The organism is Neobacillus sp. NPDC093127 (assembly GCF_044754175.1).
Lineage (GTDB): Bacteria > Bacillota > Bacilli > Bacillales > Cytobacillaceae > Neobacillus.
The window spans coordinates 82338-95241 of the sequence record NZ_JBIVOP010000015.1 but is presented as its reverse complement, the minus strand read 5'-3'; the positions used below and the strand labels follow the sequence as shown (position 1 = coordinate 95241).

The 12904-nt window shown below is 40.3% G+C and carries 11 protein-coding genes and 2 riboswitches; of the genes, 10 read left to right on the top strand and 1 reads right to left on the bottom strand.

Annotated elements, in window-relative coordinates:
- From ACIQCO_RS19640 to ribH, 10 genes are all read left to right on the top strand, one after another.
- Entirely contained in the window at positions 1-1143 is a 1143-nt protein-coding gene (locus ACIQCO_RS19640; RefSeq protein ID WP_400431415.1) for a mannitol-1-phosphate 5-dehydrogenase, read from the top strand.
- Positions 1144-1351: 208 nt separating this feature from the next.
- Complete coding sequence (locus ACIQCO_RS19635) at positions 1352-2782, top strand: PTS mannitol transporter subunit IIBC (RefSeq protein WP_400431412.1); 1431 nt, start codon at positions 1352-1354, stop codon at positions 2780-2782.
- A gap of 198 nt (positions 2783-2980) precedes the next feature.
- Positions 2981-5110, top strand: a complete 2130-nt coding sequence (locus ACIQCO_RS19630) for a BglG family transcription antiterminator (protein WP_400431409.1) — start codon at positions 2981-2983, stop codon at positions 5108-5110.
- Positions 5107-5544 carry a PTS mannitol transporter subunit IIA gene (locus ACIQCO_RS19625; RefSeq protein WP_400431406.1) on the top strand — a complete coding sequence of 146 codons (438 nt, stop codon included), beginning with the start codon at positions 5107-5109 and terminating at the stop codon, positions 5542-5544. Before ACIQCO_RS19630 ends, ACIQCO_RS19625 begins: the two co-directional genes overlap by 4 nt.
- Position 5545: 1 nt before the next feature.
- Positions 5546-6691 (top strand): mannitol-1-phosphate 5-dehydrogenase, encoded by a 1146-nt coding sequence (locus ACIQCO_RS19620; RefSeq protein ID WP_400431403.1) that lies wholly within the window; start codon positions 5546-5548, stop codon positions 6689-6691.
- Positions 6692-6888: 197 nt separating this feature from the next.
- Positions 6889-7134 (top strand): LapA family protein, encoded by a 246-nt coding sequence (locus tag ACIQCO_RS19615; RefSeq protein WP_400431399.1) that lies wholly within the window; start codon positions 6889-6891, stop codon positions 7132-7134.
- A 663-nt stretch (positions 7135-7797) separates the two neighbouring features.
- Positions 7798-7930, top strand: a riboswitch (FMN riboswitch).
- Positions 7931-8075: 145 nt separating this feature from the next.
- A riboswitch (FMN riboswitch) is annotated at positions 8076-8209 on the top strand.
- 151 nt (positions 8210-8360) lie between these two features.
- A complete protein-coding gene (ribD, locus tag ACIQCO_RS19610; RefSeq protein ID WP_400431396.1) occupies positions 8361-9443 on the top strand; it encodes a bifunctional diaminohydroxyphosphoribosylaminopyrimidine deaminase/5-amino-6-(5-phosphoribosylamino)uracil reductase RibD in 1083 nt (360 codons plus the stop codon).
- A 9-nt stretch (positions 9444-9452) separates the two neighbouring features.
- Complete coding sequence (gene ribE / locus ACIQCO_RS19605) at positions 9453-10091, top strand: riboflavin synthase (RefSeq protein WP_400431393.1); 639 nt, start codon at positions 9453-9455, stop codon at positions 10089-10091.
- A gap of 19 nt (positions 10092-10110) precedes the next feature.
- Positions 10111-11304: a bifunctional 3,4-dihydroxy-2-butanone-4-phosphate synthase/GTP cyclohydrolase II gene (locus ACIQCO_RS19600; RefSeq protein ID WP_400431539.1), complete on the top strand. Its 1194-nt coding sequence runs from the start codon at positions 10111-10113 to the stop codon at positions 11302-11304.
- Between the two features lie 12 nt (positions 11305-11316).
- Entirely contained in the window at positions 11317-11781 is a 465-nt protein-coding gene (ribH, locus tag ACIQCO_RS19595) for a 6,7-dimethyl-8-ribityllumazine synthase (RefSeq protein ID WP_400431390.1), read from the top strand.
- Between the two features lie 107 nt (positions 11782-11888).
- Here ribH and ACIQCO_RS19590 read toward each other — a convergent pair whose 3' ends face one another.
- Complete coding sequence (locus tag ACIQCO_RS19590; RefSeq protein WP_400431387.1) at positions 11889-12770, bottom strand: pentapeptide repeat-containing protein; 882 nt, start codon at positions 12768-12770, stop codon at positions 11889-11891.
- Positions 12771-12904: the final 134 nt, after the last annotated feature.

Genomic DNA, 12904 nt, shown 5'->3' with positions numbered 1-12904 from the left:
ATGAAACTAGCCGTCCATTTTGGAGCAGGGAATATTGGAAGAGGATTTATCGGTGCACTTTTTTCACAATCGGGTTATCATGTGACCTTTGTTGATATTGCCGATCAAATTATAAGCCAGTTAAATGAGAAAAAGAACTATCAAGTAAAATTGGCTACAGATAAACAAGAAACGATCACGGTAGATAACGTGTCAGGATTAAACAATATGACACAAGAAAATGAAGTGATTGCAGCAATAAAGGATGCCGCCTACCTTACGACTGCGATTGGCCCGAATATCCTCCCGCGGATTGCCCCGTTAATTGCGAAGGGGTTAACCGAACGGGTTAAGTCAAACCCAGAAAAGTTATATGTGATTGCCTGTGAAAACCAAATTTCTGCGACCGATTTGTTAAAGGGTTATATTTTCGAACATCTAGATGATGAGACGAAGGCAAATTTAGCGGGCAAAGTGTATTTCTTTAATTCTGCCGTTGACCGGATCGTCCCAATTCAAAACAATCATGGCTCCCTCGATGTACTAGTTGAACCATATTATGAATGGGTTGTAGAGACAAGCGAAAGCATTCCTCCGATTGAAGGGATGAAGATTGTTTCAGACCTCGCTCCATTTATCGAGCGAAAGCTTTTTACAGTAAACACCGGTCATGCCGTCATTGCCTACCTTGGTTATCTAGAGAACAAGTCTACGATTGATCAGGCATTAGCGGATGAGAAGATTGTGAAACAAGTTAAAGCGACACTTGGCGAAACGGGTGGCTATTTGATTCATCAATATGGCTTAAATCCAGAGGAACACAGCCAATATATCGAAAAAATTATTAGCCGTTTTAAAAATGCCTATTTGAATGATGATGTGACAAGAGTTGGCCGTTCACCGCTCCGTAAGCTTGGTCCAAACGATCGTCTCGTGCGTCCTGCTACTGAAGCAGCGAAAGCGGGGCTCTCATACACGAATCTTGCAAAGGCTATTGCCTCGGCCCTGCTTTTTGATTACCAAGAAGATGAAGAAGCAGCTAAGCTGCAAGCGATAATTAAAGAAAAGGGGCTTCCTGCTGCGCTCAAAGAAGTAAGCGGGTTGGATGAAAACAGTGAAATCACAAACGAGGTAGTAAGTCATTACAATATACTCAAGAAATAAGAAAAAGAAGGTCAGTCCTTCGCTGCTTTAAAGTGGCGGGACAGACCTTTTTTTGTTTAATTATTTTCTGTTGCCATGATTACTTTAGTAGATTAATGTTGGCAACAATCATTAAGACAAAATGAAGTTTTGTATTTATTGATTGAATTTTGAAAACGCTTTAATCTAACTATAGAAAGTTCTACAAATAAGTTAAGGGGGAAAAGAGATGATTGAAACAGCAACGGCAACAGCAAAAGAAAAAGCAGACATAAAAGTGAAGATACAGAGATTCGGCAGTTATTTAAGTGGTATGGTTATGCCGAATATTGGTGCCTTTATTGCGTGGGGGATAATAACAGCATTATTCATCCCTTCTGGAAGGTGGCCAAATGAGGATTTGGCTAAATTAGTTGGACCGATGATCACGTATTTACTGCCATTATTAATTGGTTTTACAGGTGGTCGAATGGTCTACGATATTCGTGGTGGTGTCGTTGGTGCGACAGCAACAATGGGCGTAATTGTTGGAACGGATATCCCGATGTTCCTAGGTGCGATGATTATGGGTCCAATTGGAGGCTTTGTCATAAAGAAGTTCGATCAAGCGATTCATGGCAAAATTAAATCTGGCTTTGAAATGCTTGTAAATAACTTCTCAGCAGGTATTCTTGGTGGTGTCTTGACTCTATTAGCTTATAAGGGTGTAGGTCCAGTTGTTGAAGCGCTAAGTAATGCTTTAGCAAAAGGTGTAGATATAGTTGTTGATATAAATATTTTGCCATTAGCTAACATCTTTATTGAACCAGCAAAGGTACTTTTCTTAAATAACGCGATTAACCATGGGATTTTAAGTCCATTAGGGGTGGAACAAGCAGCAAAAGCTGGAAAATCGATTTTATTCTTATTAGAAACAAATCCTGGACCGGGATTAGGTATTCTCCTTGCTTACTGGTTGTTTGGTAAAGGCTCAGCGAAATTAACAGCACCTGGAGCAGTTGTTATTCACTTCTTAGGTGGGATCCATGAAATTTACTTCCCATATATTTTAATGAGACCTATGCTTATCTTTGCTGCAATGGCAGGAGGGGTAAGTGGAGTATTTACCTTTAATCTTTTTAATGCCGGACTTGTAGCAGCTCCATCACCGGGTAGTATCTTTGCCTTGATGGCAATGACTCCAAAAGGCGGCGCAGTTGGTGTCCTTGCAGGGGTATTAGTGGCAACAGCTGTATCCTTTGCAGTAGCTTCATTGATCTTAAAAACAAGTAAGGCAACAGATGAGGACTTATCTTCTGCAGCAGCAAAAATGGAACAAATGAAAGGCAAGAAAAGCTCTGTTTCTTCAGTGTTAACTAACTCACAAAATGCAATCATTCCTGAAAATGTAAACAAAATCGTATTTGCTTGCGATGCCGGTATGGGTTCAAGTGCCATGGGTGCATCTATTTTAAGAAATAAGGTAAAAAAGGCCGGTCTAGATATTACAGTGATAAACACAGCGATTAACAACTTACCAAATGATGCTGACGTTGTTGTTACGCACAAAGATTTAACAGACCGTGCAAAAGCAAAGCTTCCGAATGTGACACATATTTCGGTAGAAAACTTTTTAAATAGTCCCAGATATGACGAATTAATAAATGATTTGAGAAAATAATTGAACGAAAGGCCTAGACAAATTATGCTAGGCCTTTCTTATTTTAAAGTTGTCAACAATGCAGTTGACTAAAATATAAATAGCTTCCGTTGTATAAAGGGTTTAACGGGATTAAAATGATAGTGTCAGTATAAAAATTTAATTTTGGCAACATCATATGATTGGTGATTGACGGTCAACCTTTAGGGAGTGAGAAATATGTATATTTCCGCAAGAGAAAGACAAATCCTTGAAATCTTATTAAAGAATACGGATGAAATGACCGTGAAAGACCTTGCCAAACAAATTGGTGTTAGTGGAAGGACGATCCATCGGGATTTAAAAAATGTTGAAGATATTTTGGACGAATATAACCTGGCTTTACAAAAAAAATCAGGGGTTGGCGTCCAAATCACAGGTGACCAAACCAAGATTCGCGAACTAGAACTATACTTATTTAATCTCTCACATACAGAATACACACCTGAAGAACGACAAACGATTATTATCTGTGAGCTGCTAGAAACAAATGCACCTGTTAAACTGCTTGGTCTTGCCCACGATTTAAATGTCACAATTGCTACAGTCAGTGCTGATCTAACCAAACTGGAAGAGAGATTACAAACCTTTGGATTAGCACTCATTCGAAGAAGAGGCTATGGTGTTGAAATCGAAGGAGATGAAGGTGCTAAACGAAGGGCCATGAGCAGTCTTATCTCTGTGTATCTTGATGAATCCGAAATTCTTTCGTTAACACGAGAAAATATTCAAAAGCGGTCGACCCAGCAAATTCATACCATCTCTGAAAGACTTATGGGACTTGTTGAAAAGAAAAAGCTTGTTATCGTCGAAAAAATTGTAAATTCAATTGTTCAGGAATTACCCTTTTCGATGGCAGACAGCGCCTACATTGGGTTAGTGGTTCATTTAGCCCTAGCGGTGGAACGGATTCAAAAAGGCGAAGGGATTAATATCAATTCATCGTATTTAGAAAATCAAAAAGCAACAAAGGAATATAGGTTTGCAGAAAAAATAGTTACCGGGTTGGAGCAGGTTTTTACGATTAATATACCTGAGGCGGAGATTGCCTACATCACGATGCACTTAAAAGGTGCGAAGTTAAGGCATGATCATGAATATTTAAACGAAGATACCAGCTTACAGGTTGCGATCAAAACTAAAAAATTGATTGAGCTGGTAGGGAATTTAGTGGGTTTAGACCTAGCGGCAAATCGATCCTTATTTGAAGGGCTCGTCATGCATTTAAAGCCTGCTATTTATCGAATGAAACAAAAGATGGGGATTAGTAACCCGTTGTTAGATAAAATAAAACGAGATTATGCTGATTTGTTTGCGATTGTCAAACAGGCAGGAAAGCAGGTTTTTGATGATTTTTATCTTCCGGATGAGGAAACGGGATATCTCGTTATGCATTTTGGTGCCGCCATATTGGGCAGCAGGGAGCTTATAAATTTTAGAACGCTAGTGGTTTGTTCAAGTGGAATTGGTACCTCTAAAATGCTGGCCACGAGATTACAAAAAGAGTTCCCAGAGTTGAAACACATTCAGAATGTGTCAGTTATGGAATTTAAAAAGATGAAAAAGGATAATTATCAATTAGTGATATCCACGATACCTATTCCTAATTATGAATCGGATTATATAGTAGTCAATCCCTTTTTAAATAAAGATGAGATCGAGAAGATTCGTTCCTTTATCAATGAATATAAGATTGTGAATAGTTCCGAAAAACACCTGCCTGTCACGTTGAATGCCAATGTGAGCAAAAAGAGTGCCGCCGGGTTAATTGAGGAAATGCGTGGTATCCAAGAATATACTAGGGCGATTGCAACCATTCTCGAAGACTTCGAATTAAACGAATTAAGCGAAAAGAAGACAACAGAAGAAATCTTAACACAGCTTTGTCAAAGTCTATATGAAAAACAAAAGATTGACGATGTGGAAGCCGTCGTTAAGAAAGTCCTCGAAAGAGAAAAACTTGGAGGAATAGGGATTCCGGAAACGGGGATAGCATTATTTCATGCGCGAACACCACATGTGCTGCAGCCGTGCTTTGTCATTTCTGTTCTGCAAACGCCCATTAAGGTTGTCGGCATGGATGAAAATGAAATGAACATGATCTATTTCATTTTGCTGCTATCGCCTGCGAACACCTCAGATAAAGTTTTAGAAGTGTTAAGTTATATAAGCTCATTGTTAATTGAAAGTGATGAAAATATAGCTGTTTTTCAATCAGGTGACTATGGAAGGATAATGAGATTACTAACAGCCAGATTTGATCAATTTTTTACCGAGAAATTAAAAGAATTAAGGAGTGTTTCGTTATGACGAAATCCATTTTGGCTAAAGAAAATATTTTATTAAATACAGCAGTAGGGACAAAAGAAGAAGCTATTCGCATAACAGGAAGCATTCTTGTCGATAAAGGGTATGTAGACGCAAACTATATTGAAAAGATGCTAGAAAGAGAAGCGTTAACTTCTACTTATATGGGTAATTTTGTCGCTATTCCACATGGAACTGAGGATTCAAAGTTATTGGTTAAGGAATCAGGAATTTCATTCGTTCAAGTTCCACAAGGGGTAGACTTTGGTTCCGGAAATATTGTAAAGCTGCTCATTGGGATTGCCGGAAAAGACAATGAACATTTAGACATCCTCTCAAATATTGCGATTGTTTGTTCCGAAGAAGAAAATATTGAAAAGCTTGTTGCCGCAACAACAGCCGATGAAATTTTGGCGATTTTTGAAGAGGTGAACTAAGATGTTGGCTGTTCACTTTGGAGCTGGAAACATCGGCCGTGGCTTTATCGGGAATTTATTATATCATTCAGAATATGAAACTTGCTTTGTCGATGTAAATAGTGAAATTGTAAATTTACTAAATGAAAAGAATGAATATCGTGTCGTACTTGCTGAGCCAACTCAAGAAGAAGTTACGATAAAAAATGTAAGAGCGATTAATAGTGCATCAAACCCGAAGCTAGTGATAGCGGCCATTGCTGAAGCAGATCTAGTTACTACGGCGATCGGACCGAACATTCTTCCGTTGATCGCCAGTTTGATTGCAGATGGCCTGCGCAAACGTGTCGAACAAACAGATAAGCCGCTCAATATTATTGCTTGTGAAAATATGATTGGCGGGAGCTCGCTTTTAAAAGCGAAGATCTTTGAAAAATTAACAGCTGATGAACAATCACAATTTGAAGGACGTTTCGGCTTTCCTGATTCCGCTGTCGACCGGATTGTACCGAATCAAGTTAATGTAGATAAGCTGATGGTAAAAGTGGAGCCATTCTATGAATGGGTGGTAGAAGAACCGAAGATCATTGGCGAGAAACCTCCTGTTAAGGGAATCACCTATGTTCAGGAATTAGTGCCTTATATTGAACGGAAGCTATTCACGGTCAATACAGGTCATGCCCTTGCTGCCTATTTTGGTTATTATTTTGGAATGGATACGATTAATCGTGCGATGGAGAACAAGCAAATTCTTGAGCTAGTGGAAGGTGCCCTTAAAGAAAGCGGTGCGTTTCTAATTAAAAAATACGGCTTTGACGAAGAGGAACATAACAAATATATTCAAAAGATTATCGGACGCTTCTCGAATTCTTATATTGTTGACGAAGTGACAAGAGTAGCGCGCTCGCCAATCCGCAAGCTTGGACCAAACGATCGCCTCGTTAGTCCCGCAAGACAATACCAGGAGATCGTCGGAAAGAACCCTGAATATCTATTAAAAGGGATTGCCGCAGCTCTCATGTACGATTTTCAAGGGGATGAAGAAGCAGTCCAAGTTCAGGCGGCCATCAATGAACACGGATTAAAAGCAGCAATTGAGAAGCTGACACAACTCGACGGAACTTCCTCTTTAGTCAAAGGGATTATTGAGCAATACCATCAATTATAGGGACAAGGGGCTAGGCGCCTTGTCCCTATTTTATTTTGAATGCAACGGCAATTGGAGAAAACTGAAAAGATTAGTATAATGGAATTGTTTACTTAAGGATAAATTTAGAGTGATTTTTACTTAACGAAAGGGTTTTTCCCATTTGGGACAAGAAGCCTGTCCCTAGTCCCATAAAAAAATTTTTTATGAGGTGATGTATGAAAAAGCAATGGAACCTAATAGTTGTCCTACTTTTGATCTTAATTATTGCGGTTTTCTCAGTTATTAATGTTGAACCTGTAACGGTTAATTACTTATTTGGAAAAGCGGAATGGCCATTGATCCTCGTCATCATTGGGTCAGTCCTATTGGGAGCATTATTAGCTGGTTTAATTGGTATGATGAAAATTTATCAACTTCAAAGGACTTTGAAAAAGTCTGCAGTAAAAACAGATGACCAATAACTCCTAACTCAAAATCATTCCCTCATTGCATTAAAGCAATGGGGGAATGATTTTTTTCATTTATTTAGAATCTCTATAAGAGGCCTTATTCTATGAAAAATGTCGAGCGGGTTTCGACATTATCTTTATCAATTTCCCGGGAAAAAGCCAAACGGCAGAAGGAGTTAGTCATGATTCAATCAAACGTTTAGTTAATACGGAAATAGAGGAATTCCTGTCGAAACGTGTATTATGAGTGGCAGAAACTTATTTTTCGCCACGGATTGCGGTTAAAGAAATAAGAAGAATCCTATTTTCGACGATATATTTACTGCTTTTTAGGTGTAAACCCTCTATTTATAAGCACTAGGTCCGATTTCAATCAAACGATTGATTAATTTTAATAAAACCAATCAATCGTTTGATTGAAAATGCAGTATTCCTTGAAATACTGGGATTCTCATCAAAAAACTACTAAGAGATTTGTTGAAATATAGAGGGTGTCATTAGGGGGTGTCAGGCACCGCTCATGGACATTTGTACGCCCACGGTGGACAGTTGGTTTGACTTTTTACTTCCATAATTACAGCAGTTATAATCATATTACGAATTCCGCTAATTATAAGGTTAATCATTTAGTGTGAATTTTAATTCTAACAGTGCTATAATATGTGATAAATATGAATAGTCCTTCGGGGTCGGGTGAAAGTCCCAATCGACGGTGATGAAGAAATTCTAAGCCCGTGAGCCTTTTTTAAAGGCAGGATTTGGTGTGAATCCAAAGCCGACAGTATAGTCTGGATGGGAGAAGGACGGATGAGCAGGCTTTATTTCCTTATGAAGAAAAACACACTTCAAAAGGTTTATTTGGCGATGCTTACAACAAGAAAACTCCTAACCACCCCGTAGAGATAATCTATGGGGTTTTATATTTTATAAAACCAAAACAAAATTTCATATGCAATGTCCTTCGGGGTCGGGTGAAAGTCCCAATCGACGGTGATGAAGAAATTCTAAGCCCGTGAGCCTTTTCATAAAGGCAGGATTTGGTGTGAATCCAAAGCCGACAGTATAGTCTGGATGGGAGAAGGATGTATGAGCAATGGTATTAAGCTTTTGAAGAAAAAATAACCTTCAGTAGGCTTATTTAGTGCTGCCATTATTACATACTCTCCTCCTAAACTCCTTAGTGACTTATTCTAAGGGGTTTTATTTTTGTGAAAAACCGTGATTGGAGGGGGATCAAGATGACGGATGAGTTTTATATGGATTTTGCCTTGAAATTAGCGCAAGCTGCTGAAGGACAAACTACACCGAATCCTGTTGTGGGTGCTGTGATAGTGAAAGATGGAGAAATTATTGGATTCGGTGCTCATTTGAAGGCAGGTTGCCCGCATGCAGAGGTCCATGCACTACAAATGGCAGGAAATCGGGCAAAAGGAAGTACTGTTTATGTGACGCTCGAACCATGCAGTCATTACGGGAAAACACCACCATGTGCGATGGCTCTGATAGAATTCGGTGTGCATCGTGTGGTCATTGCCTCAATGGATCCCAATCCGTTAGTCGCAGGCAAAGGCATTGCCCTTATGAGAGACGCTGGGATTGAAGTGAAAACAGGTGTTTTGAAAGAGCGGGCTGATGCGTTAAATGAGGCATTCTTTCATTTTATTCAACAAAATAAACCTTTTGTGACATTGAAACAGGCCATTACGCTGGACGGTAATATATCGGCACAAACTGGTTTTTGTGAACAAATTACTGGCAGCGAAGTACAACAAGATGTACACAATGATAGAGAGAAATATGATGCGATTTTAGTCGGGATTGGGACCGTTTTAGCGGATAATCCAAGTCTAACCAATCGGCTTGGCAAGACGAAAAAACAACCGATTCGAATCATTTTAGATACGCATTTAACGATGCCGTACGATAAAAAGGTCATCACGGATGGGCAGTCGCCAACATGGATTTTTACCGGGTCGGAAGCAGCGCCTGAGAAGATGGCTAGTTTTCAACAGCCCCATGTAGAAATCATACAACTTTCACAGCCAACCATCGACATTACCGAGTTGCTAACGGAGCTTGGAAAACGTCAGGTGATGAAACTATATGTAGAAGGCGGCAAAACCGTCAATGCAAGCTTTTTGAAATCAAGGTATGTAAACCAACTGATAACCTATGTTGCCCCGAAAATTGTCGGCGGGAATCAGGCAGTACCCATGTTTGCAGATTTAGATGTCCGGCAAATGACAGACGCTTTCGAATTGAAATTTCAACATGTAGAAATGATTGGCGAGGATCTGAAAATAACGTCGGTACTGAAATGAGGTTAATTTATGTTTACAGGAATTGTAGAAGATTTAGGTAAGGTCAAAGCGATGAAAAGCGGGTCTCATAGCATGCAGTTAACGTTAGAATCCCAAAAAATTGTAGAAGACATTCATTTGGGCGACAGTATCGCCGTAAATGGCGTCTGCTTAACTGTCACCTCCTTTTCAACCAACGCGTTTACGGTTGATGTCATGCCGGAAACGGTGAAGGCAACCAATATCCAGTCATTGCAAATTGGCCATGTGGTCAACTTGGAACGGGCGATGCCGGCAAATGGCCGATTTGGCGGTCACTTCGTTTCGGGGCATGTGGATGGAACGGGCGTCATTTTACGAAAAAGGAAGGTTGAAAATGCGGTATATGTTGATATTGGCATCAGTGAAGAACTGAGTAAATATTGCGTACTAAAAGGTTCAATTGCAATTGATGGAATCAGTTTAACGATTTTCGATGTGCAACCGACGAAGCTGACCGTTTCGCTTATTCCACTAACGTTTAGTGAAACAATCTTAGGAATCAAAAGAGAGCATGATGTCGTGAATATTGAAAATGACATGCTTGGAAAATATGTTATTCATCAATTGGAGCGCAAGCAAGAAAGTTCACCGATAACGATGGATTTTTTAAGACAAAATGGATTTTAGAAAGGGCGGTGTTTTGACTATGTTTCATACCATTGAAGAAGCAATTGAAGATTTGAAAAAGGGAAAAATCATTATCGTGGTAGACGATGAGAATCGTGAAAATGAAGGAGACTTTTTGGTGCTGGCAGATTTTGCAACACCAGAAAATATTAACTTTATGGCTACACATGGCCGCGGCTTAATCTGTACACCTATATCGAAGGAATTAGCAGAACGTCTCGATTTACATCCGATGGTCCAGCACAATACAGATAACCATCAAACGGCCTTTACGGTTAGTATTGATTACAAAAATACAACGACTGGTATTAGTGCATTTGAGCGTTCTGAAACGATTTTACAGCTGTTAGACCCAAATGTAATCAGCTCAGATTTTCGCCGGCCTGGTCATGTATTCCCGCTTGTGGCCAAGGAAAATGGTGTGCTTGAGAGGAATGGCCATACGGAAGCAGCGGTTGATTTTGCAAAACTTTGCGGTGTGCAGCCTGCCGGGGTCATTTGCGAAATTATGAGTGATAACGGTGAAATGGCAAGGGTGCCGGAACTAATGAAATTGGCTGAAATGTATGAGTTGAAGCTGGTGACGATTGCCGATTTAATCCGCTATCGTTATCAACATGAGCAGCTGGTGAAACGTGAGGCATCAGTGAAGCTTCCCACATCATTTGGCGAATTTCAGCTGATTGGCTATTCCAATCAGCTAGATGAGAAAGAGCATGTAGCAATCGTGAAGGGGGATCTGCGTAAAGAAGATGACGCACCGCTTGTACGCATCCATTCTGAGTGTTTGACCGGTGATGTTTTTCATTCAAAACGCTGTGATTGCGGGCCGCAATTGCATCTGTCATTAGAAATGATTGAAGAAGTGGGCCGAGGCATCGTGCTCTACATGGAACAGGAAGGCAGAGATATCGGCCTCTTAAATAAATTAAAGGCCTATGAGCTGCAAGAGCAGGGCTATGACACAGTCGAAGCCAATGTGAAATTAGGATTCCCGGCGGAAATGCGTGATTATGGTTTATCAGCGCAAATGCTGCGAGATCTAGGGATTACGAAGGTGCGGTTGATGACAAACAATCCTGAGAAAATGGATGGGTTAACGAAATACGGAATTGAAGTGGTAGAACGCGTGCCGCTGGAAATTGATGCTGTAGCAGAAAATAAACATTATTTACTGACAAAAAAAATAAAAATGAATCATATTTTAGCATAGGAGAGATGACAAATGGGACAAGTATTTGAAGCACAATTAGTCGGAACAGATTTAAAAATTGGTATAGTGGTAGGAAGATTTAATGAGTTTTTAACCTCTAAATTGTTGGGCGGTGCCATGGATGGTTTGAAACGTCACGGTGTATCAGAAGCGGACATTGATGTCGCATGGGTGCCAGGTGCGTTCGAGGTGCCATTCATCGCGAAGAAGATGGCGGAAACTAAAAAATACGATGCGATTATTGGTTTAGGAACCGTTATTCGCGGCTCAACTACTCATTACGATTACGTATGTAATGAAGCGGCGAAAGGGATTGCCAATGTGGGCTTAACAACGGGCGTGCCAGTTATGTTCGGTATCGTAACAACAGAAACGATTGAGCAAGCGATTGAACGCTCTGGAACAAAATCAGGTAACAAAGGCTACGATGCGGCGGTATCCGCCATTGAAATGGCCAATTTGAATCGTTTATTTTAAAGGTAATGACGATTTCCAACAGTTTTCATCAGCTATTTTAGAAACGCAAATCTTAATAAAAGAATCCATTTTGAACAATCTTTTTCTCAAAATGGATTCTTTTTTTTCTAGAAATCAGTCCAATGTGTTGGGCGTGCAAGTAAGTGCGGTAATTTTGTCCGTGCATCCCCCTTCGCCGAGTTAATTTGGACTTGAGTGAGAAAGATACAATCAGTGAGATCTGCTCCACTAAGGTCGGCGTCGCGTAAATCAGCGCCGATAAGATCAGCCTCCCTTAAGTCAGCATCTCGAAGGTCCGCAGCAATCAGGTAGGATCCTCTTAAGTTGGCCCCTCTTAGATTCGCCCCTTTAAGATTTGCCCCCATAAGATCTGCTCCCCGGCGGTTCATTCTCTTACTCTGTTTGGCATTCTTATGCTGGAGACGTGACTCTGACCATACTAGTTCGCTTGTCTTTAATAGAAGAGCATTCACCTCTGCTCGGTGGGACGGAACGTTTAAGTCCATGAGTGAGTCGGGACTAAGGTGAGAAAGTCGTTCCGTCTCGTCAAGTGCGACGCTAAGCTCTCTGTGAATAGGACGTGTTGCTTTCAACGCTAGAGCTTCCGTCAAATATGCGAGCATCTCATGGAGTTGTTGCATAATCGGGAACACTTTGTACATTTTCTCAGCCGTTTCTGGACTTTCTTGCCAGCTGACTCCGCCGAAAGTAATTTGGGAAACCTTTTGCCCTGCACCGAAGCAGTCAAAAACGGTACAGCCTTTAAATCCTTGCTGTCTGAGGTTTTTATGAATGCTGCAACGACAGTCCGATTGCAGATTTGGGCATGGTTTGCCACCAATTTTATCGATGGCAAAATCCGTTGAAGCCGCAAAGGTTGGAGCAACACAGCACAAGCCGAAGCAGTTCTCGCAGTTAGCCCGGAGACTGTCTCGACTAAGGTTCCGTTTTAAATTTGGATTATCACTGGTCTCGGACAATGGGTGCATCTCCTTTGTTTTAGAATCCCTGCATGATTTATTATATTAGTAGGTTTATAGGATAACTATTTCGAGCTTCCTAATTTCTATGGTTTATTTTTATTAGAAAACATATTTTTAAAAAAGGCAATATTTACTCAGTT

Excerpts from the sequence above, each read along its gene's own strand:
- ribH (WP_400431390.1), top strand. The coding sequence starts at position 11,317 with ATGGGACAAGTATTTGAAGCACAATTAGTCGGAACAGATTTAAAAATT.
- ribE (WP_400431393.1), top strand. The coding sequence starts at position 9,453 with ATGTTTACAGGAATTGTAGAAGATTTAGGTAAGGTCAAAGCGATGAAA.
- ribD (WP_400431396.1), top strand. The coding sequence starts at position 8,361 with ATGACGGATGAGTTTTATATGGATTTTGCCTTGAAATTAGCGCAAGCT.
- ACIQCO_RS19620 (WP_400431403.1), top strand. The coding sequence starts at position 5,546 with ATGTTGGCTGTTCACTTTGGAGCTGGAAACATCGGCCGTGGCTTTATC.
- ACIQCO_RS19615 (WP_400431399.1), top strand. The coding sequence starts at position 6,889 with ATGAAAAAGCAATGGAACCTAATAGTTGTCCTACTTTTGATCTTAATT.
- ACIQCO_RS19630 (WP_400431409.1), top strand. The coding sequence starts at position 2,981 with ATGTATATTTCCGCAAGAGAAAGACAAATCCTTGAAATCTTATTAAAG.
- ACIQCO_RS19635 (WP_400431412.1), top strand. The coding sequence starts at position 1,352 with ATGATTGAAACAGCAACGGCAACAGCAAAAGAAAAAGCAGACATAAAA.
- ACIQCO_RS19640 (WP_400431415.1), top strand. The coding sequence starts at position 1 with ATGAAACTAGCCGTCCATTTTGGAGCAGGGAATATTGGAAGAGGATTT.
- ACIQCO_RS19625 (WP_400431406.1), top strand. The coding sequence starts at position 5,107 with ATGACGAAATCCATTTTGGCTAAAGAAAATATTTTATTAAATACAGCA.
- ACIQCO_RS19590 (WP_400431387.1), bottom strand. The coding sequence starts at position 12,770 with ATGCACCCATTGTCCGAGACCAGTGATAATCCAAATTTAAAACGGAAC.
- ACIQCO_RS19600 (WP_400431539.1), top strand. The coding sequence starts at position 10,111 with ATGTTTCATACCATTGAAGAAGCAATTGAAGATTTGAAAAAGGGAAAA.